A 25,438-nucleotide genomic window follows, 5' to 3' on the forward strand; every position below is an offset into this window, starting at 1 on the left:
TGTTCGTCCGTAAATCGCTTCTTCATTGAGTTCTCCTTGGCGTTAGCATAAAGAACTCACTTATCCGGTGGCTACAAAATTCGTCGCAGGTCACTTCAATGTTTCGTCTAAGTCTAGCAGGGTATACGACGATTGGGGTGTCTTCGTGACTCTCCCTCTGGCCTCCCATGACATAAATTCAGTATAGCCATCGGAAAGCGCTGATCAAAGCCTGCCGAATCTTGGAGTGCTCCTCCCACTTCCCAAATTCAGTCTAATAACGCTACCTAATAAAGTCGGCAATCGGCCGATGCGGACAACATAAAAAATCGAAAATCGCCCAATGAAAAATTTCGCTTTCTTGTTCCATTCCTCACATCTGGACTGTTCATGGTTGCCCCCTCGGCTGGCGGTAGCACCACCCAGCATGCCGTAACCATTCATTTACAGTATGGATCAACGAATTTGTCTGAGCTGTATGCTTTGGAGGATCGCCTTGAGCAGATTATTAGCGCTACGGGCACAGGCGAATTGCATAGGCACGAAATTGCTATGGATGGCAGTAATGGTTTTCTCTATCTTTACGAACCAAATGCTGATGCGCTCGTCGAGGCTATCCGACCAATCCTTGAAGGATGCCAATTCATGGGCGGCGCCGAAGTAAAAAAGCGGTACGGCACTCCAGGAGCGAAGGAGAGCTCTGAAAAGTTGGCAAAAAAGTAGCGACGTCTTGTTGTGCCGCAATCGACCAGGTGCGGGCTTCATCTGTCCAAGTGAAACGCCCGGGGATCGCGGGAGTTTTCCAGTTCAGAGCATCTGATTACGAAATAGCGTTACTCGCGGCTAAAAACATATAAAATTCAAAGGATTAGAGCAGGGCGGGCGGGTTATTGGTTCGGTCGATAGGTATCTGTAAATACTTCATTTCATTAGACCGGCTTCTGCCCAATAAACCACGTTGGCCAGGCGCGGCGGGCGGTGACAGAGTGCCTCGCATCGTGTCCGCAATCGGCCAGCGGACCTCATCTTATATACTGCGCATTTTGGAAGGGAGCTCCCATGGAAAAAGAAGAGCCAGATACCAACGTCGCCGCTATTCGGTACATCATAACGATGCTGCTTCAACGATTAGACGCGACTGGCGCTGTTAAGCTTGATGAGATGATTGCAGGAATCCAGGGCGATCAACTGGCGTGTGTTAATCCGTCTCCAGCCGTTCAGGAGACTTTTCAGGAAACACTGAAAATTCTTCGGTTCGCGAAGAATTGCGGCACCTGAAAGAGCAGACAGCGCCGATCGGCCAGAAGCAGAAATCGCCCGTCCAAGAAAAACGCCCGCCCCTTCGCGGGCGTTTCTTCATTAGGAGCATCTGATTGCGAATTGCTATTGAGCCTGCTATGGCCAGACTGCACGCCGAGGTGGCAGAGGCAGTCGCCGCTGGAAAAGTGAAGAAAGCAGCTGAAGCGCTCGTTGGGCCGCTAGACATCATCGAGAAGTTCGCCACATGCGACTGTGCTAGGCGACCGTCTCTGAAAGGCGGCGGGCCTGGCACCCGCTGCCGAATCTAGCCGGTGACAATCACCTGAACGCCGGCTTCTTGCAAAGCTGCACCGATGTCACCTGTTGGTTCTTGGTCCGTGACCAGAACATCAGCGGCGCTCAGCGGCGCGATAAGTGCAAAGGCTCGATTGTTCAATTTCGAGTTATCGGCGACGAGCACGGTGCGGCGCGAGAATGACATCATCTCTTTGGTTACAAGAGCTTCCTCCAGCGTACCGATGGTAAAGCCGTTCGTGTCTAGGCCAGTCACGCCAATGATAGCTGTATCAGCGCTGATTCCAGCAATATCTGCAAATCCCACCAATCCTATCGTCACCTGTGCTGATACAGAGTAGTTTCCGCCGACTAGATAGATGTTACGAACAGCGTTCTCATTGAGCACGAGTGGCACACGCAGGCTGTTGGTCACCACGGTCAAATAGCGCTTGTCTGCCAGTTCCGCTGCCAGGTAGGCCGTAGTCGAGCCGCCATTCAGTGCGATCGTCTCGGAATCTCGAATCAATTCGGCGCATCGCTTAGCTATGCGCTTTTTTGCTGCAACTTGCGCATCCATGCGACTAGATAAGGTCGTTTGAACGCCAACCAAGCTCTCCAAGGCGACTGCGCCCCCATGACTGCGTACGAGCAAACGTCGCTCTTCTAAAGCAATTAGGTCGCGACGAATCGTGTCGCGACCCACCTTAAAAAGGTTCATCAACTCTGCGACAGTCGCTTGATGATTGGTGTTTACATACTCGACAATCTGCGCGTGGCGGGTTGTTGGAAGCGCCGCGCCAGCGGTAGCTGATTCTTCGGGTTCCATGCTTGGTTTCTTGACCATTGCAAATCTCCAATTTTGCGAAATATTAACGCAGCGCGAAATGCTTGACAAACAAGCTTATAAGCGCAAAGATAAGCATAAAAGCGCAAAACGAAAAATACAATTCACGGCACGGAGACGCCAAGCATGTTCTGGAATCAGAAATATGAGGACCTCGTTCGCTCGCTTCCACAGAAGGTGGCGAATTCTCAGCTGACCCTGTGCGGTCTGGCTACCGTTTTGGATGCTGTTATCTCGCTTGATAAAGCGGTGCCTCACTTCCGCAATATCCCTGATGAAGGCAACGTTTTGGTGAACGAACTGGTTCGCCGCGCGCATGCGGGAGTCGGCGGCGAAATCCGAATCGATTGGGCAGACGGTGCGGAATGGCTGAACAAACATGTCCCTTTTGAGCTGGCGGTCGGTGGTACCGGTGCACATGCTGCACGTGCCTTGACTATTCTCGGGGCACCCGCTCTGCTGGCCGTGCGTGCACGTAGCGCGGAAATGCTGGCAGGATTGGGCCCGAAGATTCTGCTGTCATGCGGAGGCCGGGCAGTGTCGGCGGCTGACGTCGCAGCAGGTGAGCCAGACCATCGTCGCCTCTACATTTTTGAAATCACGGCTGGCGTCCAAATCGCCGGTAAATCTGCGCCCCGATCAACACGCGTCATCGTGCGTTTGCATGACGAAGTACTGGATATTGATGAGGACTTTGTCCGCGCGAGCTTGAACAACGTGCTGAAGGCCGGGGCCGGCGTGATGTCCGGATTCAGCATCCTCTCCCAGAATGACATCTCGCGCGAGGTAGGCGCCGCTACGAGGCTGGGAGCACGTTGGCTGAAACATGGCCTGCCATTGCTGCATCTCGAACTTGCGGGGTACGCGACCGATTTGTTGCGGGACTACGTACTGAACGAGTTCGCTGATGTGGTCAATTCCATCGGTATGAGCTACTCCGAATTCCAAAGTCTAGTCGGTAAGGACGTCCCGTTGAAGCAAGGGCTAGCCGATATTGCTGCTCGCTACAAGGTGAAGCGCGTATGCGTGCATGCCGATGACTGGGCGGCTGCACTTACCTGTGCGGACATGGAGCGTGAACGCCAAGCCTTGATGATGGGCTGTTTGCTGGCCTCTACACGTGCGGCAGCCGGCAAGACCATCGTTCCTACTGGATTACCGCCGTCGTCGAAGTTGGGCGATGTGCCATTTGAAGACTCCACCGATGGGCAATGGAAGTACGTGGCCTGTCCGGCACCGTGGTTGGAAAAGCCCACAACTACGCTAGGTCTGGGTGACACCTTTATGGCCGGGTGTCTATTTGTATTAGGTGCCCGCGCCATGTATCACCACTACTAAAAAACTAGGAGACAAAGATGTTGAAATCGCTTAAGAAGAAGCTGAGCGTTTGCGCCTACATTGCAGCGGGTGCTGTAGCAAGCACGGTAGCAAATGCCCAAACAACGCTGACCATCGCGACGGTGAACAACGCCGACATGATTGTCATGCAAAAGCTGGCGCCCCAGTTCGAGAAAGCAAATCCGGACATCAAGCTCAAATGGGTCACGCTGGAAGAAAATATTTTACGCCAACGCATCACCGCAGACATTGCGACCAACGCAGGCCTGCTGGATATCGTCACGGTCGGTACCTATGAGGTGCCGATTTGGTCGAAATTGGGTTGGTTGCTCCCCGTGACCAACATCCCCGAGTCGTACAACGTCGACGACCTCATCAAGCCTGTGCGAGACATCCTCTCCACCGATAACCAACTGTACGCGCTGCCGTTCTATGGCGAAAGCGCCTTCACTATGTATCGCAAAGATTTGTTCGACAAGGCAGGCTTGCAGATGCCGCAGGAGCCGAAGTGGAGCCAAATCGCCGAGTTCGCAAAGAAGCTGCATAACCCACAAGGTGGCGTCTATGGCTTGTGCCTGCGCGGCAAGCCTGGATGGGGTGAAAACGTGAGTACCGTCGCTGACCTGGTGAACAGCTACGGCGGTCGCTTCGTCGATGAGAATTGGCAGCCACAACTGAAGTCGCCGGAGTGGAAGGCCGGCTTTAAGTTCTATGTTGACGTGATGCAGAAGTACGGTCCCAAGGGCGCCGTTTCGAACGGCTACAACGAAAACCTGGCGTTGTTCTCCGGTGGCCACTGCGCAATGTGGGTCGATGCGACTGTCGCAGCCGGCACCTTGGACGACCCGAAGCAGAGCACCGTCGCAGGCAAGGTTGGATATGCAATGGCACCGTACGAAACTACCCAGAAGGGTTCGCACTACCTGTGGGCCTGGAATTTGGCGATTCCCAAGTCGACCAAGAAAGCCGAAGCAGCCAAGAAGTTCATTGTCTGGGCCACTTCGCCGGAGTATATCCACTTGGTAGCAAAGACAAATGGCTGGGGTCGTGTGCCTCCAGGAACGCGCGTCTCGACTTACGAGAACCCCCAGTACCAGAAGGCGGCACCGTATTCGGCACTCGTCCTTGAATCGATGAGCACTGCTGACATGCGTAATCCGACTCAAAAGCCGGTTCCGTACGTGGGTATCACCAATATGAACATCCCTGAGTTCCAGCAAATCGGAACAGACCTGGGCCAACAGATTGCCGCGGCCGTTGCCGGCAGCGCTACTCCGGATGAAGCACTGGAGACCGCGCAGGCCAACATGACTCGCGCGCTGAAACAAGGCGGGTATCTGAAATGAAAAGCGACATTAACGTGCTGAAGCTTTCTGAATTGGGTGCCGCGGCTAGCCAGCCGCCTACGCCAGTCGAGCAGGGGAAGAACTTCAAGGCGTCCCTGATTTCCAGGATTTTGCTGGCTCCTTCGGTAATTCCTTTGTTCGTCTGGATGATTGTGCCGCTGGTACTGACCCTGTATTTCTCGGTGCAGCACTACAGCTTGCTCAATAAAGACACGTCGTTCGCCGGCCTTGAGAACTTCCGATACATCGTGTCGAACCCGGACTTGCTCAGGAGCCTCATCAATACCGTCTTGCTTACGTGCGGCGTTATGGCCGGGACCATTGTCATCGGCGTGCCGGCTGCGGTGCTCCTCCACCAGAAGTTCATTGGGCAGAAAATCGTTCGATTGATGGTGATTGCACCGTTTTTCGTTATGCCGACGGTGGCCGCGGTCGTTTGGAAGAACCTGCTGATGAATCCGGTCAATGGTCTCTTCGCATTCGTGGCGACGTACCTGGGCTTTCATGCCGTTGACTGGTTCGCGGACTTGCCCCTGACTTCCATCGGCATCATCGTCACCTGGCAATGGATGCCGTTTGCCACCCTGGTCTTGCTTACAGCCTTGCAGTCCTTGGACAACGAGCAGCTTGAAGCAGCAAAGATGGACGGAGCGGGTCCGATTTCGCTGATGCGCTACATCATCCTGCCGCACCTTGGCCGAGCAATAAGTGTCGTGGTCATGCTGGAAGCCATCTTCTTGCTGTCGGTCTTCGCAGAGATTCTGGTGACAACCAGTGGTGGTCCGGGAACCGCAAGCACGACCTTGTCCTATATGATTTACAAGACGGCCCTGTTGAACTTCGACGTTGGTGGCGCTTCGGCGATCGGTATCGTAGCTGTGATATTGGCCAACGTTGTTGCAGTGGTACTGGTGCGCACCGTCGCTCGCAGTATCGACCGGTAAGGAGTCAGGTCATGACTAGATTCTTAAGTAAAGTTCTGTTGACAGCAGGTGGTTGGCTGTTCGGGCTCATCGTCTTCTTTCCAATCCTCTGGATGGGCCTGACGGCAATGAAGACGGAAGCGCAGGCTGTAACGACGCCCCCACTGCTGTTCTTCCAGCCCGATTGGACGAATCTGTGGACGATGCTGACTTCCGCCGAATACCTGCATAGCGCCATGAACAGCGTCATTGTGGCGCTCGGGTCGACGGCCATCTGCCTGATTCTCGCCATCCCTGGTGCGTACTCGATGGCGTTCTATCCTGGCAAGCGGACTAAAGACATCCTCCTGTGGATGCTTTCTACCAAGATGATGCCGGCCGTCGCAGTGTTAGTTCCCATCTACTTGATTGTTCGCAATCTGGGACTGCTGGACACAATTGCGGCCCTGCTCCTGGTGCACGTCATGGCGAACCTGCCAATCGCGGTGTGGATGTTATTCACGTCCTTCAAGGAAATACCACGAGACATCATCGAAGCGGCGCGTATGGACGGTGCCACTCCGCTGCAGCAAATGACTGTGGTGCTGCTCCCCCTGGCTGGCCCGGGCATCGCCTCCACAGCTCTGCTGTCCATCATCCTGAGCTGGAACGAGACATTCTGGAGCATCAACCTGACTTCGACCGACGCATCGCCGCTGGCGGCCTTCATCGCAGCATTCTCTAGCCCACAAGGGTTGTTCTGGGCCCGTCTGTCTTCTGCATCCCTGCTTGCCATTGCTCCGATTCTGGTGCTGGGCTGGCTCACTCAAAGACGGCTCGTACCTGGACTCACGTTCGGGGCGGTCAAATAAAAACTGAAAAGAGGTTCATATGTATCTTGAGCGATATAAGTTGGACGGCCGGACTGCGTTCATAACTGGTGGTGGCCGCGGCATCGGGTTGGCCTCGGCTGAAGCAATGGCCGAGTGCGGCGCACGCATCGTCCTGTCCGACCACAATTCGCAAGTCCTTGAAGAGGGCACCAGCTACCTCAAGAGCAAGGGCTATAACGTCAGCTCTTACGTTTTGGACGTGACCAAGTCGGACGAAGTCAAGAAGCTGGCCGCCCAGGTCGAGCGCGAAGTCGGCCCCGTCGACATCCTTTTCGCCAACGCTGGCATAGCTTGGCCCGATACCGGTGCTGAGGACATGTCCGATGAAATCTGGACCAAGGTCATCGACGTCAACCTGAACGGCGTGTTCTGGTGCTGTCGTGAGTTCGGTGCGCGCATGCTGGAGCGCAAGCGTGGAAGCATCGTTGCAACAGGCTCGCTGTCCGGCCTGATTTCCAATAAGCCTCAGCGCCAAGCGCACTACAACGCTTCCAAGGCCGCTGTTCACCATCTGACCCGCTGTCTGGCAGCCGAATGGGCACCGAGCGGCGTGCGGGTCAACGCTGTTGCTCCTGGCTACATCGACACACCGATGTCGGGTGGCGGCCTGCGTACACCTGAAATAGGTCCCTTCTGGTTGTCCATGACGCCAATGAACCGGGCGGGAACCGCTGATGAGATTGCTTCTGTTGTGCTGTTCTTGGCATCTGATGCGTCGAGTCTTCTCACGGGCTCGGTCGTGGTGGCCGACGCTGGTTATTCAATCTGGTAAAAGAGGAAAATCAAATGAGTCGTATGGATGAAAAACTGCGCAATATCCGCGCTGGCCGTTACACCAAGAAGGACTTCATGCTGGCTGACGCCAAGGACAACGACATGGGCGGCGGCTGCACCAGCATGGGCCCGCGTCGTACCAAGGATGGTTCGGCCAACGGTTTCCGCAGCCGTCAAGAATATCTGCAAGAAATCCGCACCGTCCTGAAGCAGGATATTGTCGATATTATGCTGGTCTCGGCCTCGAATCTGGAAGTGCTGCAGAACGAAGGTCTGTTCAAAGGCAGTCACGTTCAGCCGGCCATTCGTGCCAACGATACGACCGATTGCTGGGGCGGCCTGCGTGGTGGCAACTACGTCAGCACCCCGTCGCGTCCTTTCCGTACCGCCAACATCAAGCGTCTACGTGAATCGCAGCCGAATGGCGGCACCGACCTGGGCCTCTATTCGGTGACCTTCAACAACGACATCGACGCTGACATGCGCTCGCTGGAAGCTTACGCAGAGTTTCGCTCCGAAGCTTCCGCCAACGGTTTCCGCCACTTTCTGGAAGTGTTCAATCCGAACGCAGCATCCCGCCTGGACAAGGAAAAGATTCCTCAATTCGTGAACGACCATATCGTGCGCGCTCTGGCTGGCGTGATGGACGCCGATCGTCCGCTGTTCCTGAAGATGCCGTTTAACGGCCCCGAAGCTATGGAAGAGCTGTGTTCCTACGACTCCAGCCTGGTGGTTGGCGTTCTGGGTGGCGGAGCTGGCACCACCCGCGATACCTTCGAACTGCTTCGCCAAGCCGAGAAGTTCGGCGCACGCCTGGCACTGTTCGGTCGCAAAATCAACATGGCTGAATCGCCTGTCACCATGGTTTCGACTATGCGTAGGGTCGTCGACGGCGACCTGGGTACTGAAGAAGCTGTGCGCTTCTACCACAGCGAACTGGACAAGCTGGGCATGCGCCCGACCCGTTCGCTGGAGGAAGACTCAAAGATTACGGAGGCTCCGCTACGAAAGGCTGCTTAAGTAGGGCAGAGCGGGCGCTAGGACAGGATGCTCCCGCTTAACTATTGAGAATCCCTGGACCTGCAGATCAAGCGGCGTTCACGGTCAGCGACCGAATTAATCCGCAGCACAAGCGGTGAAAAGGAGAGGGTATGGCAAACCTGAGATTACGGGCGGTAGGGAAGTCGTATGACGGGCAAGAAGCCATCAAAGGCATCGACCTTGAGGTTAAGCATGGCGAATTCGTTGTGTTCATCGGCCCATCCGGCTGCGGCAAGACAACTTTGCTGCGTATGATTGCTGGCTTGGAGGACATCAGCGAAGGTGATCTGCTTATCGATGGAAAACGGATGAACGATATCGCTCCTTCGAAGCGCGAGCTGGCGATGGTGTTTCAATCCTACGCGCTGTATCCACATATGACCGTGGCGGACAACATGGGCTTGGCTCTCAAGCTGGCCGGCGTGTCTAAGCCCGAACGTCAGAAAAAGATTGTGAAGGCTGCAAAGGTTCTGCAGCTGGAAAGATATCTCGAACGTAAGCCAGGGCAGCTCTCTGGCGGTCAGCGGCAGCGAGTCGCTATTGGCCGCTCCATTGTACGCAGCCCGAAAATCTTCCTGTTCGACGAACCATTGTCGAATCTGGATGCAGCACTGCGCGGCCAGATGCGTGTCGAACTGGCGGACCTGCATAAAAAGCTGGGCGCCACAATGATTTACGTGACGCACGACCAGGTCGAAGCCATGACGATGGCTGACAAAATTGTCGTGTTGAACAACGGTGAGGTTCAGCAAATCGGCTCCCCGCTGGAGTTGTATCACCAGCCGCGGAACCTCTTCGTGGCGACTTTCCTCGGCTCGCCAAGAATGAATCTGGTCCAAGCTAACGTGCGGACAACTACTGCCGATGGCCTAGTTGTCAGCGCAGCTCAGGGGATTGAGATTTGCTTGCCAGCCGAAGGTAACGGTGTTTCCATTGGCGAGAAGGTGACTCTCGGCGTGCGGGCGGAACACATCCGCTTCGATGCATCAGGCGCATTGAGCGGCAAGATTCTGTTTGCTGAGCGCTTGGGATCCTTGACGCTTGTGCACGTTGAACTGCCAAGCGGAGAGAAACTTGTGGTGCAGACTGATGGCTCCTATGTGAGCGCAACCGGTGACAACGTGCGGATGTCAATGTTGGCGGACCATATGCACGTTTTCAAGGCTGACTGCAGCGCGCTAAAGCGTCTGGCGGCAGCTTCAAAAGCGGCATAATCCTTTCAGGCTTTGCCCCGGTGCTCCTGCCGGCGCAGTCCGCCGAAGGAGGCTTCAAGGCCGTCCGCTTACTCTCTTGGGGACAGCCTCTTTTAGGTGTGACTCAGCATAGATAGGTGACTTTGTTTACAGTGGATACGACGGCAATGCCCGAAAAATGGCTTTGCCCTCCACGCCGGCGGAGCCCACGAGCAGAGCCTACGCGGCGTTCTCCATATCTCCATGCCCTCTGATCTTGGTCGACATTTATTGATGCGCTGGCGGGATAAATCTCAGGCACGCCATCCCTCGGTCCCCGTGCTGCTGCAACTGACAGTCCGCATCGCCGTTATTGTCCGGTAGCCGGGCGATCTGGTCTTGCGCTACTGTGTGCCTCTTGATTCAAGTATGGTGGCGATCCCGTTGGCGCAATCCAACAGGCCCGTGTTATGTGCTTTTCCGGCGTATGTAAAGCAGTACGGTGAGCCAGGATCTGCGTATGAACTTATGGAGCGCAGCTGGCTGTTGTATATGAGTGGCGACGATTTGTATGATCGGTGGCGATCACGCATGGTGCCGAGAAGATCGATGTTCGGGTGAAAGGAAATCGTGCAGCTGATGATTCTGACGCCGTTCGGCGTTGGGCAATCGATGGATTCGCAATCTGTTACGCTCTTTCCTGCACGTGTCGGACGATATCGGCGAAGGCCGGCTGCTGAAATTTTGCAAGGAATGGGAAGGCGAAGCTGCTCCGCTGTACCTTCTCAATGCAGTGCTAGCGATAAGAGACGCTTCTGCGTCAATTTAAAGTAAAAATCCCCGTTCGCGGCGACGATAAAATTGCCAGCGGGGACTGGATGCTAAAACGTATCTTCTCGGTTCCACTAGCGATAAATTCCCGCCGGGGACAGTTTTATATTTGCGCTCTGGTGAGGTATGCTTGTGGCACCGGTTGAGGATTGCTTCACATCCTTGTCGCTGAGCTTAAAGATTGCTACGGTTTTCTGAAGATGGTTGGATTGCTCCTCCAGCGACTGTGCAGCGGCGGCAGCCTCTTCGACCAGAGCTGCATTCTGCTGCGTCACTTCATCCATCTGTACGATAGCTTGGTTGATTTGCTCAATGCCATCGCTCTGCTCACCGCTGGCAGCACTGATCTCTGCCACGACATCGGTGACCCGTTTCACGCTGGCCACCACTTCGCTCATGGTGGCACCGGCCTTTTCCACCAGACGGCTACCATTTTCTACCCGCTCGACAGAGGTATCGATCAAGAGCTTTATTTCTTTCGCTGCGGCAGCGCTTCGCTGAGCAAGGGTACGCACTTCTGACGCCACTACCGCGAACCCACGCCCTTGTTCACCAGCTCGAGCAGCTTCCACGGCCGCATTTAAAGCCAGGATGTTGGTTTGGAACGCGATGCCATCAATGACTGAGATGATGTCGACGATCTTGCGGGAGGCATCATTGATCTGGCCCATGGTCTGAACGACTTCACCGACTACACTTCCGCCTTGGGTAGCCACCTCTGAGGCGCTCGCGGCTAAGGAATTCGCCTGGCGGGCATTATCGGCGTTCTGCTTAACAGTGGAAGTGAGCTCTTCCATCGCTGAGGCGGTTTCTTCAAGGGCGCCGGCTTGCTGTTCGGTTCGAGAGGAAAGATCGAGGTTGCCAGTGGCGATCTGACCGGATGCAGTTGCAATCGTGTCAGTGCCCAACCGAACTTCGGTAACTATGCGATGCAAATTATCGTTCATTGTTCGGAGGGAGGAAAGCAGAGCGCCCGTCTCGTCCTTGGACGTTGTGGTGATCTGCACGGTGAGGTCCCCCGACGCAACCGCACTAGCCACTTGAACCGCGTCATTGAGAGGACGAGTAATAGAGCGAGTAATCAGCAAGGCGCAGCTTACTGAGAGCAAAATGGCGACCGCAGAGAGAACGACCATGAGGTTGACGGCGTCAGCTGACGCAGCGTTACTTTCGGCCACGCTTTTGTCCATTAACCCTGTCTGAAAGGAGACCATCTCTTTGAGCGCAGCGAAGTATTTATCCTGCGCCGGAATGACTTCTTTGAAAAGGAATGCACTAGCTTCAGCCTTCTGCTGCTGGCGAATTAATTCAAGTATGTGATCACGCGGCTTGGCATATTCGGCGCGAGCATCCTTAAGCTTGCTGAAGAGCTCTTTGCCCCTGGGCGTATTGAGTCGTTTTTCAAGCTCGGTCATGTGCTCGTTTACGCCGCGAGTATTGCTCAGTGAACTGTCCAGGTACTTTTGCGCGGTAGCCTGATCAGGAGCAATAATCGCATTTCGGATCCCGCGAGCAGCGGTATTCACCTTCTCCGATATCTGGTTCGCCAAAGCGACTTTTACATACCGATCATTGACGATTTCAGCGGTGGCCTCATTAACTGCCCACAGGTTCTTCATGCCCACGCCGGCCACTACGCACATCATTATGATCAGCGTGGCAAAACAAGCCCCGAGTCTTACACTGATTTTGATATCGCCCACTTTCATATTGCCTCCTAAATTTGTCGGTTTCACGAGACTCGATTAAGCGGACGTACCACATCTCGTCATGACACATTTTGATAGGAGGCTCCGCGACTGAAAATAAGGATATTCCTGGTGCTTTCGCCTTGTGTGGTCTATACCCGTGACCGGGCCGTCGTTCCGCTTGTGGCGGTACCCTATCGCCTCGGCTGACCTGACAACCAGCTCGCAAAGATGCCGGGTTTTCCCCCAAGGAATTGGGACCGTCATACGTGAGAAGTGCGGTGATTTTCCTCTAGAACGAGACTACTTTCCTCGTGCTGCCAACTTCCCTAGCAAGTAACTGTCGGCCGTACCAACAGATTCAATCGCGGCCTTGGTTTCAACTTCAGTCAGCGTCGATAGCCACGGGCGATTGTGGCTTAACCTCGTTCAGCGGTCTACGTCCGTCAGTTTTCTGCCTAGCCTGGAATCACTCTTTTGGTTTTTCTATAGTGATGTCCGATTATGGCGGCGGGATCAAAGCCGAGGGCATCGCATCTGCGGATGCAGTTCTGCATTTAATGTACACGGCCACAATCACCTAGCGACCGATGGTCGGAAGATACCTATCAGCTGTTAATTTGCTCGCGGATTTGACCCTTTCCATTTGCCCCACCTTCCACCATCTACCAAAGGCGGTAACACGGTCGTACGACCCCTCATATCCCAGCTCTCTCAGATCCAGGAACATCTATTTCAGGGTTCTTCGTTGCTTGCGAGATTTAACGGATTCAGCGCTCAGCCAGGCGGAGAGCTTGGGAGCAAACTCATCAAGAGGACTAGGCGAATGCCTTGCTGGGTACACTGGCTCGATTTGTGTGGTCAAGCGTTTTTTTGCGGATTTCGTTCCTAGCAAAAAGCTGAATGTTGCTTGCGGGGAATCTGTGGATTGGCGGCCTTTTGCGTTAGCCAGCCTTAGATGAGTGGACGAGATGATTCAGGCGTCGAGCGAACACTCAATGCAGAAAGGTGCCGTCTGGAAGGAACTTCCAAAAAGTGAGGATCAATTACTGTTGATTCTGTTCAGTGCAATCGAATCCAAAAGCTGATGCAACAAAATAACTTCAATCTAGACTCCGAACAGAAAAGCTTCACTTCACGAATTTTGATTCTATCGAAAAAGGTGTTGGACCGCATCTTTTGGGCTGCGGGTCGAGGCTAACGGCTGAGCAGACAATCCCTTGAAAGCGGCGATGCTGCGGCATTTGAACCAATAAATCGCTTTCTCCATATCTTCGAAGATGTTGAAGCTGACTCGAATCTCCCGAGCAGAGTCACGTATATCTTTTTTGCTCACTCTCTGAAGTGAGCGTCAGCGAGATAAGACGCTCGTAAAAACAGACGCCGATCTTAGGCGAGCGACCACTAGTCAATCGCAACGCATGGCCGATTTTCTTCGGTAAATCTCGAGCGTTTCCTGCCTGCTCCTTGCCCGCGTCCGGGCGCTGAACAGCAATCTTATCTGTGGTGTTGACCTGGATGGGTAGTCTGGAGGTAGATCAAGCGTGCGGCTTCCTTGCCAGACCCAGGGCAGGTCCGAGGGTTGGCCCCATTTCTCACCACTCGTTTTACGGGCGACATGTCAATTACATTTAACCGCGGAACCTAAAACGTCTTGTGGTCGTGAACGGATCAACTTCGTGCGTGGTGAAAATGGTGGGTGCTATTTTGCTAGAGAAGTGGGCAGTGTCGGACAGCGCGGAAGCGGCTATTGCGTAGATCGCTGATTGCGTCGATGTACCTTCAAGCCTTGGAGATCTTGGTTTGATTAGTCAGCCTTGGCGAGTTTATGACCTTGTCTTTGCTCCGCACTTTCACCCACCTAGACATCGACATAGCTTGCCGATTGATCCGGGACGGAGGATGCAAAAAAGATCTGTTCCCGGGCAAGACGGTGGCGGGCAAGCGTACCGTCGGAGCATTGAAGCGAGCGCCGATCCTATACATAAATCCAGGGAAAAGAAATGAAATCAGCAACGTTTGTGAAACATGATATCAAAGGCATTGCTCCGCCAGAGCCTGATCTCGTACCGGAGGAAATGATCCGCCGGGCGGAAGCTATGCGCGAGATCCTTCGATCTGCTCAAGCAGCGGCCGAGGCCGCTGGTAACATTTCTGCGGAAACGAACCAGGCGATGGTGGACGCCGGTTTTTTCCGCGTGATCCAGCCCCGAGTCTTCGGTGGCTATGGCTTCGATCTGCCCACCTACGTAAAACTCGTCACGGCGATTGCGCGGGGATGCCCCGAAACAGCATGGGTTTTGTCACTTGTCCTTGGCCACGTTCACCAACTCGCAACCTATCCGCTGGAGGCGCAGCGCGAAGCTTATGGCACTACTGGAGAATTTCGGGCGCCTGAGGTAGCAGCGCCGCAGGGCCATGGCGTTGCTGTCCCGGGCGGCTATCGTGTCAGTGGTGCATGGGATTATGCGTCGGGCTGCGCGCACGCCACGCATATCCTGCTCACCTTCACGGTCGAGGATGCCGAATCTGGTGGTGCTCCGATGCGGATGGGCCTATTCGATCGCGACGATTACGAGATCGTTCGTAACTGGGACGTGATCGGTATGCAGGGGACCGGATCTGATCGGGTAGTTCTGCAGGATGTGTTCGTCCCGATGCATCTAACCAAGGCATATCCGCCAATCAAGGCGGTGCTACCTGCCCGAGTCTATGACGACAGCCCCCTCTTTCATGGCCCGGCGCGGCCATTCATCATCACCGAATCCGCATCGGTGATCGTCGGCGCCGCCGAAGGCGCGCTGGACCTCTACGAGGAGAGCTTCCGCACCCGCAAGGCGACCGGACCGACCGGCGCGCCAAGGCTGGAACTTGCGGAATATCAGCTCAACTTCGGCCGTTGTCGCGCATTGGTCGATACCGCGCGAGCCGCTCTGCTCCACGCGGCAGGTGAATATATGGAGATTGCGCGGCGGACCTGTGCAACGGGCGAGCCCTGTTCGGACGACGACGCGCGACGTCTGACGCTCGTCATACTGCAGAGCATCCACCTTGCTCACGAAGCAGTCGATATCATCTTCCGCACTGTCGGTACGTCCGCATCGAAGAAGGATTCGATGCTCGGCCGATATTGGCGCAATGTAGGGGTTCTGCGCGGCCATCTCGCTCACCAGTCCGACAGTGCTGCAGTCAATTATGGCCGCGCACATTTCCTCCAGAAGACCGTGGGTATTGCATGACAAACGGGACGGCACTCAGAGAGGAAATGGACATTTACCTGGAGGCGATGTCCGTCGGCGATCACACCAGATTGCGCTTCGCATCGAACTTCCGTCTGACGGAAAATGGCAGGACGCTCGGCATCGACGAAGGACTGTGGCGCTGCAAGCCGCGCTTCTCCGGCATCCAATCGTTTGCGGACGCGCTTACGGGCCAGATCGTTTGCGCAGGCGTTGCCTATGTTGCGGGTCAGCCGCGTCCCTTCGCTCAACGCCTGCGAATTTTCGAGGGTGAATTGGCAGAAGCTGAGGCCATCCTCAGCACAGACCCGAAAGGGCATTTCGCTGATGTCGAGCAATTGTTGAAGCCCGATATCCTCTATCAGGCTATTGTCCCGCCGAATCGCCGCGTCGACCGTGAAGGTTTGCGTGAGGCGGCCAACCGCTATTGGGAAGGACTGGAGCAGAGCGATGGCCTGATACCGCGCTTCAGCTATCGTTGCGACAAATACGATAACGGTGCGAAAACGACGAACACGCTACGCACGCTGCTCTCGCCCGACGGCAAGGTGCATACCTGCGCCTCTGCGCTGAATGATACGCGCGCCGCGAGACCCAAGGCACGCGAACGACGCTTTCCAGTGCTGGACGTGGAACTCGGTCTTGCAGCCAGCTTTGTAGTGGTGGACTTCCATCCCATCCCTGCGCATCCTCGACCTGACGCCGGTGCCATGTATATGCTCGGATTGTTCAAGGTTGTCGACGGAGAGATTCGGATCATCGATGAGATACGAGAATTTTTGCCTTTGGGCAAGTCTGTTGGATGGGACGAACCATCGTACTCTAGTGGAAATGTGGCACATGGTTAGCCTGAAACAACGGCGTCAAAATACATGGAGACAAACTGCGGTAGCGTTTCCTCCGCGATAGCGCTTTCTTTTGCTCATAGAGGTGATGTAGAGATGAATATCCGATTTTCAAATAACGATTTCAAAAGCTTCGAGGCACCGATGCGCGCAGAGATCGAATTGACGGGGCTTGAAGTTGTGCAAGGAAAAGTACCGAAGAACCTGGAGGGCGGTTTCTTTCGCCTGATCGGAGATCGGAAATGGCCAGCCTTTGTCGACAATGATGTCTTTATGCTCAACGAAGACGGCATGGCCTCCTGTTTTTATTTCAAGGACGGCAAGGTCGACTTCCGTATGCGCTATGTCCGTACGCCCCGCTTCGTGGCGGAGGAAAAGGCCGGCCGTGCTCTGTTCGGCCACTATCGAAATCCTTTCTCGGACGATCCCTCGGTTGCCGGGCTCAGCCGCGGCACCGCAAATGTGACAATGCTGATGCATGGCGGCAAGCTACTCGCATTGAAGGAGGACAGCCCTGCTATCGAATTGAACCCTTTCACCCTCGAGACCATCGGGGAATATGACTGGAACGGCAAGGTGACCGCCAAGGCAATCACCGCGCACCCCAAGATCGATGCAAAAACGGGCGAGCTGGTGTTCTTTGGATATTGCGCGGCTGGTCCTGCCACCAGGGATATCGCCTACTATGAAGCCGATAGCGAAGGGAACGTTACTCACGAGACCTGGTTCCATGCGCCCTACACCTGCATGGTCCACGACATCATGGTCACGCAGAATTATGTCGTTTTCCCGATCACCCCGCTCCGTCATGAGCTGGAATGGATCAAGCGGAGTGAGCCTGCATTCAAATGGGATCCGCACGAGAGTGTCTATCTCGGCGTGCTGCCACGCAAGGGCCGTGGCGATCAAATTCGTTGGTTCAAGGGGCCCAATCAGTGCCACGGCCATACCGTCGGTGCCTATGATGATGGGCGATATATCTATGCCGACAACACCTTCAGCAAGCGGTCCTTTTTCCATTTTTTCCCAAACGTCGACGGCTCGCAGTTCAAGCCGACCGACGCCATGCCATATATGAAGCGGGTGGTGATCGACATGGAGCGCAGTGACAACAGTTTTGTCGAACAGCCGCTTTTCGAATACCCTTGCGAGCTTCCGCGAATCGATACCCGTTTCGAAACCTTGCCATACAGTTTCGCCACCATGAACCTTCTGGACGTGCCTGGCCAAGAACGCGTCGGGCGCGGCTTCCAGTGGATCGCCACCATGGATGTGAACGGCGCGAAGCCGTCCAAAATCCTCTATGCAGGAGACAATTGCTCGATCGGCGAGCCTCAGTTCGTTCCCGCTCACGACAACGCTGCAGAAGGCGATGGTTACATTATGACCGTGGTCGGCCGGCACGAGCAGATGCGCAGCGAACTCCTCATCCTGGATGCGAGCGATATCAACGCGCCACCTGTTGCAACGGTAGCCCTGCCGTTCCGTCTTCGTAGCACTGGCCACGGATATTGGTATGGTGGCAGACAGTTGCGTGGCGAAACCAATTTTCCAGGAGCTTGGTAAGATGGCCGACCTCAAAGGGAAAGTCGCATTCGTCACTGGTGCGAGCCGCGGAATCGGCCGGGAAATTGCCACGCGTCTTGCCGCCAACGGCGCGACCGTGGCCATCCACTACGGAGCCAATCTGCGGGCTGCTCAAGAGACGCTGGCTACCATTGAGCAGACCGGCGGGCGGGCCTTTGTCATCCAGGCGGATCTCCATTCGTCGGACGCTTCGTTTGCGGCGACGTTCGAAGAGTTCGATCGCAGCTTGTTGACGTGTTCCGGCCAGACCGGGCTCGACATCCTGGTCAACAATGCTGGCCAAATCATGTTCGGCTCGGTTGAAGTACTGAGTTCCGCAGAATTCGACAAGGCATTTGCCGTGGACGTGAAGGCACCTTTCTTCCTCACGCAGGCGGCATTGCCGCGCCTTCGCGATGGCGGCCGGATCATCAACATCTCGTCTGGAACCTCGCGCATCGTTAATCCGAATGTCGTGTCCTATGCAATGGCCAAGGGCGCGCTCGAGGTGTTCAGCAAGACCGCTGCTCTGCAGCTAGGTGCTCGCGGAATTACGGTAAACGCCGTTGCACCGGGTCCGACTGCAACCGCCGAATTTCTGCGCATGGCCGAGGGCAATCCTGCCTTCATCGAGCATGCCAAGGCGCAATCCGCCCTGCGGCGACTGGGCACGCCGGAGGATATCGCCAACATTGTCGCGTTCCTCGCGAGCGACGAAGGGGGCTGGATCACCGGGCAGGTGATCGACGCGACCGGAGGATCGCTACTGGGCTGACGGTACTCGCCGCTGAATCAGACTCTGTCCGTCAAGGCGCTCGAGCTTCGCTGCCTGGTCGGTGGCGGCGATTACATCACGTTCGAGGAGGCGATGACGTTGAGCGTTTCAGCTCGATAAAGAATGTCCAATTGTTCAGACGCTATGCATTCTTCAGTTTCGCCCCGGGATTGCGTGGTCCGACATTGACGGGCATTGTTGCAGAACCCGGGGCAGGCTGGAAAGTTCATCGCTTGTCCCGGACGGACGTACCCGGAGGGAGGGCTCCGTGCCACGGAGGCCTCCCCGTCGATTGTCAGCACTAGAACAGCTGCCCACCTCCAACTGGCCAGTACAGCTTTCTCACAAAGCTCACTAATCGGATCTGAAAATTCGCTTTCTCCCAAGCGTGTGTCGTTCCAGCGATAGTACGGTGAAGCCGCGGTCAAACAAGGCAGAAATCTGGACGTTAAAGAGCAGCAGGTTCCTGGGTATCAAGCCCAGATTTTGGCCAGTGCCGCACAGCACTGCGTGTATCGCCCCACCCAGTACTCCTTTATCCATTTCTGATCGAGTTTGCCGTCAGCCCTCCTGCGCCCGATGACCGGTTCGATGGCATTGCGTCTGCGCATCATCGCGCGCAGGCCATGCGTTATATTGCGTGGCCGAGCGCAAGCCAGCCATTATAAAAAACGTGAAAGTTCGATCCCGCGTGTGACCGTTGGACACCCCGACAGACATCCTCACCACCATCATTGTCGCGTTCCTCGCGAGCGACGAAGCGGGCGGGATTTTACAGGACAGTTGATCGGCTCAACCGGGGAAAGACCGCTACGCCGACACGGCTCGGTGCTGATTCAAGATGAGTCCGTTAAGACGTTCGACTTTAGCGGCCTGGGCAGCCGCAACGGCGGTTACATCGCGTTCGAGGAGCGCAGAGATGACCTTGAGCGTCTCAGTTCGATAGATGATATCCAGTTGCTCACTTTGGGGATTGCGCAGCGAAGACCACCAGGTCGAATAGCTCTTGGTGCAGCGCAGGAGAATGTCGACGAGTGGCTCGTCGATGATTCCGAATTGGCTTTCCTCCGCTTCTTGCATCACTTTTGCAGTCATGCGCACGTCTGCGGCATGCAGCAGACGCTGCGCATTCTTCAGTCGCGCAAGTTCCTCGTCAGTCGCGTCCTCCGCAGCGATCGAAATGGCCTCTACGCTCAAGAGCTTGAAAAGACTCATGGCATCGCTGGGTGTGACGCGGGCAGCGGTGAAATAACAGTTTATAAGCCGGCATAAGGCGGCGGGCTCTGGCGTGCGTGTCATCAGTCCTTTGCCACGCCCGGCTACTGACTCAGCTATTCCCTCGAATTCCAGAACACGCACTGCTTGGCGCAGCACATCACGATCAGCACCGTAGCGGTCACAGAGATCCAATTCGGACCCCAGGCGGCGGTCAATCGTGCGACTGCTGTTCAGGTCCTTCATAAGCAGGCGGAAGATATGCTGCGCCCGGGACCGGGCGCTTTCAACCGTTGCGCCCAGGGGGATACGACCGGAAGGCCCTTGCCGTGCATGTTGGTTGACCGCCGAAATCATCTCCTCCAAGAAGCTGGCAAGTCCTGGACCGACACAGTTCTTTGCTCCCGGGCCAATCAATCTCGCATGAACTGCTTGCAGAATCGTTCTGCCGTCCTTTCCCCGATGGAGCTCGCGGCAATGCGATGTGACGTACCGATCAATCGCTTCCAGCACGAGCGACATGGACGGTGCCAGAATCAGCAGGCCGCCGTTTGGTCCTCGTCGCATCCGAGCCGTGCCGCGGCTCTCGAGAATCCGAACCGCTTCACGGACGATGCTGCGGCAAACGCCGAATTTGGATTCCAAATGCGTTTCGGACCCATAGATTGTCCCTGTGGGCCAACTGCGGCCTATCAGATCCTCCTCGATTTGCGCCGCGATGATGCAGGCCGCTTTGGTATTTGCGGAGCCACCTCCTACGATCGCATCGAACAGCGGATTGGCGGTTTTCCAGTGAGAAACTGTTTTGCGCTGACTGGCGTATGATTGCGCCGACGCTGGCTGCGCCATAGTCATGATTTGTCTCCTACAACGGCCGGTCCTGTAATTGTCTAGCTCGGACTCGACAGTATACGTGTTCAGTTTGAACGTCAACGACGCGGATAACGCGGTAAGGTCAACGCAAGTATGATGGCCAGAGACAGTGCCCCCGCTAGCACTGGAGAGGCCGGAGTGTATGCCCCCCATTTATCGCGCAGTATCCCCAGCACGACCGGTCCCACGCCCAGAGATAGTGTGGTGAGCCCAACCGCCACGCCGAAAATCGTCGAGGCGTTGGCCAGGCCGAAGTATCGGCTCGTGAAGAACGGCAGAAGACCGGCCACTGCAGCAAAGCCGGAACCCATCAGCGCAAGTCCGATCACGACCGCCCATTCCTGCGATGTCATCATCGCGAGGAATCCCAACAGCGGCAGAGCGAAGACAATGGCGAGCATACCCGGGCGCGGCAGCCTATCGGCCGCACCGCCGGCGAGCAATGAACTAAATGGCCCGGCAAGAGAATAAAGAGTCAGTGCAAACGTCGCTGTGGCGGAGGAGACGCCGCGTTCTCCAGCCCATGGAACGAAGTGACTGCTCAAGCCGCTGCACGAAGCACAAACGAGGGTCGATGCCAGGATCACCGTCCAGAAGGCACGACTCGTAAATGCAGTCATGGGTTTCAAGTCCATGCCCGCTATATCGGGCTTTCCCATCATGACGGATGGGCTCGATTGCGGAGCTTCCTTCAAGAAAAAGTAAGAAACTGGCAGGGCGATGGCCACTATCAGTCCCGCGAGTGCGAGATAGGCACCCTGCCAACCGATATCAAGGATAAGCACACGTGTGAGCACCAGCATCAAGGAAGTGAAGATCGCAACCGACCCGCCTAGGACGGCGGTTAGCGCAATACCGCGGCTGCGGTCGAACCAGCTCGACACGACCTTGGCCAGCGCGACCGGGCCGCATGTTGCAGCCAGCGGCCCCATCAACGCCGAGATGACGTAAAGCAAGATAATGCTGCCGTTGAGAAGACTCATAGCTGCTAAGATGGCCGCCCAAGCTAGCAGTCCGGGGAGTAGTACCTTGCGGACACCCATGGTGTCGATCAGTCGGCCCACCAGAGGCCCGGAAAGAGCGCCTGTCAAGCCTGAGATCAACATCGCTTGCGGAAACGTCGCGGCGCTCCAGTGGAATCGCTGAGACACCGGCTCAAGGAAGAGGGGAAATGTCCCCATGAAGACAGGCGCGAAGCTTAGGCCCATGCATATGGAGCAGGCGATCGCAACGACAATGCCCTCGCGGCTCATCTCGGTACGTGCTGGCGGATCGCTGGCCAAAGGCAGGCCGGCGGCGGTAGTAATCGGAACTGCTTTGTGTTTCATCAGATGCTCCTTCAAGGGTGGTGTCATTATCGTTTAACCTGTATCTGTGGTCCGTCGGCGGTATCCTGCCCAGCCTGATGGCTGCTAAGCCTTTATCGGTGAGGCGCAACGGCGACTCAAGTCGCTGTTGATGCGCTCGCAGATTTGGCCGTGCGTCTAATCGGGACGCGATCGCTGCCAGAAGCGATCATCTGGCTGGCGGCGGCGGGTTCGAGGAGCCGCGCAACATCCTGCGTTTTTAACCCCTGGCGAGGCGGTTAACCAGTAGCGTGAATTCAACATGGGGCGGTTATCAGGACCTGGCTGATCTATGGAAAATAGCGCTCGTGTCCCTCGAAACGGCTTAGACTGGTTTCCCCGAGAAAACCGCCGGTGATTTTCTGGCGCGCTGCGTTCGAATTCTGAACAGAAAGAAACAACTGAAATCGTCTGTCGGCGATGTGCGAACTGCCCGCCGAAGTTGCCGGCAGCCTCGATGGAATGATCAGCGCTGGAGCGCCAGGCGCTGCACCTGACGTCCGGCGTTGATCAGACATATACGGCGGCTTCACCGCAATGCTTAAGGTCTTGTCAGGCCCGTAATACGCCCAAGATCGACGAGAAGCGTCAAACCGATCATCCAGCCACTGTGGGTGGAACCGGTGGCGGCCAATGGATGCATTCTGTTGGGGTGCAGAAGATATTGAGCAAAGCCATTGACGAGTACCCCGGGAGCGAGCCCGTACTGTGCGTGTACATCGAAAGAGAATGTGTTGCGGTTAACGCCGTCACTGCTCCAACCGCTCACCGTACTGAGCTGCTGCTCATAAAGCGCGCGCCCGCTGCTCAACTGGATATAACGAATGATCGATCCCACCAGCGCTGCAGGGTTGTCTCTGAGAAAGCCACCGTACTCGGCTCCGCCATACGCTTCGATCGGGAAGGACTGGCCAGGGCCGGGCGTAATAAATGCGCCGCCGTACAGTGCGACGTTAGGAGGGGTAGGGCCTTTTGCGCCAGGAGCGGTCCAGATGACTTTTCTTGCCTGGCCATAGAATCCCCATGTGCCGTTGCCGTGTTTGAGGGCGCTGCCAGAAGGATTGAGGATCTGACTCGAGCCATCCACGTTGTGCAGATCGTCCGTGTAAGGACTCGTATTGTGATATACCCCGACTTCGGCATTGAGGGGATACCGGGTGTCGGAGAAATCCGTCTTGTAAGTGCCATTTGCGATACCTATAACCCCGGTTCTGGTCCGGGTGCTCCAGTTCCAGCCAGTGGAGTTCATGTAAAGCGTGGAGTTGTCTTCGACCACGCCGAATCCCAGGCTGGTATGGCGCGAGAGCATGTACGCGAGCCGTGCTCCCCACAACGATTTCGTGATGCCTGGCACGTTGAGTGTTATCGCGGGAGTCGACGCCACACATCCTGCGCACATCGTCGGCACCAAAAAATCGTCCGTCAGATTCATGCGACCGTACTCAACGTGGAGACGTTTTTCAAACAGGTCATGCGATAGTGTGAACTTGATCAGGTCGTTGGTGGTGGTCTGGGGAACAAGTGGAGTGAAGGCCGATCCGGTTTGAGTGGTGTAATTTACCGTGTTGTGAGAAGGCGGCTCCCAGGCCCAAATAAAATGAAATTTCGTGTCAGGAATCCCCGCGAACTTCTGCAAGTCAACATCGGCGCCCGTAAAAAGTGTGAAGTAGTCGGTCGATTTTCCGGTCGCGATGCCAGTTGAAGGGTTCGCCGCAGATAAGTTTGTCAACCGCAGGCCAAGGTTGATTCCGTGGTCTTCAAGCGCATCGCCGATGCCGCTAAGCGGTCCCTTTCTGGGCAGTTGCCCCTCGCTTGGCGGGGGAGGGCTCACGCCGGAAGCCATGGGTGGACTTTGACCGATTTCTGTCTGCGCCTGAAGGATATCTCGATTGGAAGATGTCGAGACATCACGGGAGGGGGAGGTATTTTTGTCCGTGAGCGGCATGCTCCCTGCCCCGCTTGCAGCGTTGGTTGCCTCAGCAGCCTGCAGATTGTCAGCTGATGCCATTGTGCAAAGCGATGAGCATCCTAGAGTCAGGATCGCTAATGTGATAGCACCCGTCAGCTTGTTGAATAATTTCATGTCTCCTCCTTGTAATTGCCGTATTCCGGCTGGTGCTTGGCTTGATCGATATCACATACGGAATCGACTCAATGTGGAAAGGCGCATCTCATATTGGTTATTTATGCGTATCGACTGAAGATCGCTTTCTGCATACTGCGCTTGGGGTTTTCTTAGGATGTATCAATGAATACGCGGAGAAAATCGATCTGGTTCTTTCCAGCACGCTGCGTGGCGGCCTCGATAATCGCGTTACGCCTCAGTGGTCGGCGATCAGCTGTTAGCTGACACTAGAAGTGAGGGACCGCTGGATGCGCGCTGCAGCTTTGAGGAGGCGCTTGCATGAAGTTACTATCCACGTTTGTAAGTTCCAGCTCGATGCAGCGACCGCTTCCTATGTTGTATCCACAGATCAGGAAGGGCTTCCTCCTAAGATCAAGCTACATCTGGTTCATAGAGTCTCATTAAGAAACGTTTGAAAAACTGGCAAGGCGGGATGGCCGCCACTGGATCGCTCTGAGTTGCTGCTGTGTCTTGGTGTCATGTGGCAGCGCCGCTGAAGATGAAAAAAGGAGTACGCGATCGCATCCCGTCCTCTGCTGCGTTCACCATCTTCGGATGCCTCCCTGATCCCGAAAGGCGGCGCGCGTTTTCCCTCAGGCATCCATGACTCAATTCGACCGGGCATGACCAAATCACACGTTGATCGATGGTTAAAAGCCGCCCTTCCGAGAAAATCATGTGAATTCTCTCTAGGATTCGGTGCCATTTCACCTCGTCACTCAATAGAAAACAAGGTGGATAAATGTTCGTCACCGTGCTTCTGGCCTATCGAGCGGAATAACTTCGCGCTAACTTGCCTAGTCTGCGGACTTCTCTGTCCGTCATGTTGAAAAAACCAATTTGTAGAAAATATGCCGCATCCGGCCTGCTCGCAGAGAACTGCGTGGCGATCAGCGAGCCTTGTATCAAGCGCTTTAATCTGGCCTCTGGTTTAAGAATTTAATAAGCGTAGCCTTCCGAGCATGGGTGCGGACGAGGCAGGCCAAATCCTTTCTCCTTCTGCCCCTACGCGAGCCATACAGAGCTTCGCGTTTTGGGAAATCGAAAGTAAACGTCCTTTGCTTGGCTGATTTACGGGCGAGATAAAGGTATTCCTTTCGCAGGGTGTAG

Annotated in this window: 18 protein-coding genes; 13 read left to right on the forward strand and 5 right to left on the reverse strand. The window is 55.5% G+C overall.

Annotated features, from left to right (window positions below):
- Positions 1–369 precede the first annotated feature (369 nt).
- Positions 370–702 carry a hypothetical protein gene (locus J2X56_RS26620; protein ID WP_310164132.1) on the forward strand — a complete coding sequence of 111 codons (333 nt, stop codon included), beginning with the start codon at positions 370–372 and terminating at the stop codon, positions 700–702.
- Between the two features lie 336 nt (positions 703–1,038).
- Positions 1,039–1,257 carry a hypothetical protein gene (locus J2X56_RS26625; protein WP_310164135.1) on the forward strand — a complete coding sequence of 73 codons (219 nt, stop codon included), beginning with the start codon at positions 1,039–1,041 and terminating at the stop codon, positions 1,255–1,257.
- Positions 1,258–1,543: 286 nt separating this feature from the next.
- On the opposite strand, the gene J2X56_RS26630 is transcribed toward J2X56_RS26625, so the two are convergent.
- Positions 1,544–2,341, reverse strand: a complete 798-nt coding sequence (locus tag J2X56_RS26630; protein ID WP_310164138.1) for a DeoR/GlpR family DNA-binding transcription regulator — start codon at positions 2,339–2,341, stop codon at positions 1,544–1,546.
- A 144-nt stretch (positions 2,342–2,485) separates the two neighbouring features.
- Between J2X56_RS26630 and J2X56_RS26635 the strand changes: the two genes are divergently transcribed.
- The 7 genes from J2X56_RS26635 to J2X56_RS26665 all read left to right on the forward strand — a co-directional run bounded on the left by J2X56_RS26635 (position 2,486) and on the right by J2X56_RS26665 (position 9,867).
- Positions 2,486–3,697 carry an ADP-dependent glucokinase/phosphofructokinase gene (locus J2X56_RS26635; protein ID WP_310164140.1) on the forward strand — a complete coding sequence of 404 codons (1,212 nt, stop codon included), beginning with the start codon at positions 2,486–2,488 and terminating at the stop codon, positions 3,695–3,697.
- Between the two features lie 17 nt (positions 3,698–3,714).
- Positions 3,715–5,043, forward strand: a complete 1,329-nt coding sequence (locus J2X56_RS26640; protein ID WP_310164143.1) for a sugar ABC transporter substrate-binding protein — start codon at positions 3,715–3,717, stop codon at positions 5,041–5,043.
- Positions 5,040–5,987, forward strand: coding sequence for a sugar ABC transporter permease (locus J2X56_RS26645; RefSeq protein WP_310164146.1), 948 nt, complete (start codon positions 5,040–5,042; stop codon positions 5,985–5,987). The genes J2X56_RS26640 and J2X56_RS26645 overlap by 4 nt, the downstream gene beginning before the upstream one ends.
- An 11-nt stretch (positions 5,988–5,998) precedes the next feature.
- On the forward strand, positions 5,999–6,817 hold the full coding sequence (locus J2X56_RS26650; protein ID WP_310164149.1) for a carbohydrate ABC transporter permease: 819 nt from the start codon (positions 5,999–6,001) through the stop codon (positions 6,815–6,817).
- Between the two features lie 19 nt (positions 6,818–6,836).
- Positions 6,837–7,610, forward strand: a complete 774-nt coding sequence (locus tag J2X56_RS26655) for an SDR family oxidoreductase (RefSeq protein WP_310164152.1) — start codon at positions 6,837–6,839, stop codon at positions 7,608–7,610.
- A gap of 14 nt (positions 7,611–7,624) precedes the next feature.
- Entirely contained in the window at positions 7,625–8,632 is a 1,008-nt protein-coding gene (locus J2X56_RS26660) for a hypothetical protein (protein WP_310164154.1), read from the forward strand.
- Between the two features lie 131 nt (positions 8,633–8,763).
- Positions 8,764–9,867, forward strand: coding sequence for a sn-glycerol-3-phosphate ABC transporter ATP-binding protein UgpC (locus J2X56_RS26665; RefSeq protein WP_310164157.1), 1,104 nt, complete (start codon positions 8,764–8,766; stop codon positions 9,865–9,867).
- Between the two features lie 863 nt (positions 9,868–10,730).
- On the opposite strand, the gene J2X56_RS26670 is transcribed toward J2X56_RS26665, so the two are convergent.
- Positions 10,731–12,365, reverse strand: coding sequence for a methyl-accepting chemotaxis protein (locus J2X56_RS26670; RefSeq protein WP_310164160.1), 1,635 nt, complete (start codon positions 12,363–12,365; stop codon positions 10,731–10,733).
- A gap of 1,982 nt (positions 12,366–14,347) precedes the next feature.
- Between J2X56_RS26670 and J2X56_RS26680 the strand changes: the two genes are divergently transcribed.
- From J2X56_RS26680 to J2X56_RS26695, 4 genes are all read left to right on the forward strand, one after another.
- Positions 14,348–15,583, forward strand: a complete 1,236-nt coding sequence (locus J2X56_RS26680) for an acyl-CoA dehydrogenase family protein (RefSeq protein ID WP_286867135.1) — start codon at positions 14,348–14,350, stop codon at positions 15,581–15,583.
- 26 nt (positions 15,584–15,609) lie between these two features.
- Entirely contained in the window at positions 15,610–16,431 is an 822-nt protein-coding gene (locus J2X56_RS26685; protein ID WP_310164163.1) for a hypothetical protein, read from the forward strand.
- 93 nt (positions 16,432–16,524) lie between these two features.
- Positions 16,525–17,994 (forward strand): carotenoid oxygenase family protein, encoded by a 1,470-nt coding sequence (locus J2X56_RS26690; RefSeq protein WP_286867133.1) that lies wholly within the window; start codon positions 16,525–16,527, stop codon positions 17,992–17,994.
- Between the two features lies 1 nt (position 17,995).
- Positions 17,996–18,769, forward strand: a complete 774-nt coding sequence (locus J2X56_RS26695; RefSeq protein WP_310164169.1) for an SDR family oxidoreductase — start codon at positions 17,996–17,998, stop codon at positions 18,767–18,769.
- 810 nt (positions 18,770–19,579) lie between these two features.
- Here J2X56_RS26695 and J2X56_RS26705 read toward each other — a convergent pair.
- The 3 genes from J2X56_RS26705 to J2X56_RS26715 all read right to left on the reverse strand — a co-directional run bounded on the left by J2X56_RS26705 (position 19,580) and on the right by J2X56_RS26715 (position 24,286).
- Complete coding sequence (locus tag J2X56_RS26705) at positions 19,580–20,839, reverse strand: GntR family transcriptional regulator (RefSeq protein WP_310164172.1); 1,260 nt, start codon at positions 20,837–20,839, stop codon at positions 19,580–19,582.
- A 74-nt stretch (positions 20,840–20,913) separates the two neighbouring features.
- On the reverse strand, positions 20,914–22,185 hold the full coding sequence (locus J2X56_RS26710) for an MFS transporter (protein ID WP_310164175.1): 1,272 nt from the start codon (positions 22,183–22,185) through the stop codon (positions 20,914–20,916).
- Positions 22,186–22,744: 559 nt separating this feature from the next.
- Complete coding sequence (locus J2X56_RS26715) at positions 22,745–24,286, reverse strand: carbohydrate porin (protein ID WP_310164178.1); 1,542 nt, start codon at positions 24,284–24,286, stop codon at positions 22,745–22,747.
- Positions 24,287–25,438 lie beyond the last annotated feature (1,152 nt).

Origin of the sequence: Herbaspirillum sp. 1173 (assembly GCF_031455335.1) — a bacterium.
GTDB lineage: Bacteria > Pseudomonadota > Gammaproteobacteria > Burkholderiales > Burkholderiaceae_D > Herbaspirillum > Herbaspirillum huttiense.

Bases quoted from the DNA above. Each gene is read 5' to 3' on its own strand.
- J2X56_RS26620 (WP_310164132.1), top strand. From the start codon at position 370: ATGGTTGCCCCCTCGGCTGGCGGTAGCACCACCCAGCATGCCGTAACC.
- J2X56_RS26625 (WP_310164135.1), top strand. From the start codon at position 1,039: ATGGAAAAAGAAGAGCCAGATACCAACGTCGCCGCTATTCGGTACATC.
- J2X56_RS26630 (WP_310164138.1), bottom strand. From the start codon at position 2,341: ATGGAACCCGAAGAATCAGCTACCGCTGGCGCGGCGCTTCCAACAACC.
- J2X56_RS26635 (WP_310164140.1), top strand. From the start codon at position 2,486: ATGTTCTGGAATCAGAAATATGAGGACCTCGTTCGCTCGCTTCCACAG.
- J2X56_RS26640 (WP_310164143.1), top strand. From the start codon at position 3,715: ATGTTGAAATCGCTTAAGAAGAAGCTGAGCGTTTGCGCCTACATTGCA.
- J2X56_RS26645 (WP_310164146.1), top strand. From the start codon at position 5,040: ATGAAAAGCGACATTAACGTGCTGAAGCTTTCTGAATTGGGTGCCGCG.
- J2X56_RS26650 (WP_310164149.1), top strand. From the start codon at position 5,999: ATGACTAGATTCTTAAGTAAAGTTCTGTTGACAGCAGGTGGTTGGCTG.
- J2X56_RS26655 (WP_310164152.1), top strand. From the start codon at position 6,837: ATGTATCTTGAGCGATATAAGTTGGACGGCCGGACTGCGTTCATAACT.
- J2X56_RS26660 (WP_310164154.1), top strand. From the start codon at position 7,625: ATGAGTCGTATGGATGAAAAACTGCGCAATATCCGCGCTGGCCGTTAC.
- J2X56_RS26665 (WP_310164157.1), top strand. From the start codon at position 8,764: ATGGCAAACCTGAGATTACGGGCGGTAGGGAAGTCGTATGACGGGCAA.
- J2X56_RS26670 (WP_310164160.1), bottom strand. From the start codon at position 12,365: ATGAAAGTGGGCGATATCAAAATCAGTGTAAGACTCGGGGCTTGTTTT.
- J2X56_RS26680 (WP_286867135.1), top strand. From the start codon at position 14,348: ATGAAATCAGCAACGTTTGTGAAACATGATATCAAAGGCATTGCTCCG.
- J2X56_RS26685 (WP_310164163.1), top strand. From the start codon at position 15,610: ATGGACATTTACCTGGAGGCGATGTCCGTCGGCGATCACACCAGATTG.
- J2X56_RS26690 (WP_286867133.1), top strand. From the start codon at position 16,525: ATGAATATCCGATTTTCAAATAACGATTTCAAAAGCTTCGAGGCACCG.
- J2X56_RS26695 (WP_310164169.1), top strand. From the start codon at position 17,996: ATGGCCGACCTCAAAGGGAAAGTCGCATTCGTCACTGGTGCGAGCCGC.
- J2X56_RS26705 (WP_310164172.1), bottom strand. From the start codon at position 20,839: ATGACTATGGCGCAGCCAGCGTCGGCGCAATCATACGCCAGTCAGCGC.
- J2X56_RS26710 (WP_310164175.1), bottom strand. From the start codon at position 22,185: ATGAAACACAAAGCAGTTCCGATTACTACCGCCGCCGGCCTGCCTTTG.
- J2X56_RS26715 (WP_310164178.1), bottom strand. From the start codon at position 24,286: ATGAAATTATTCAACAAGCTGACGGGTGCTATCACATTAGCGATCCTG.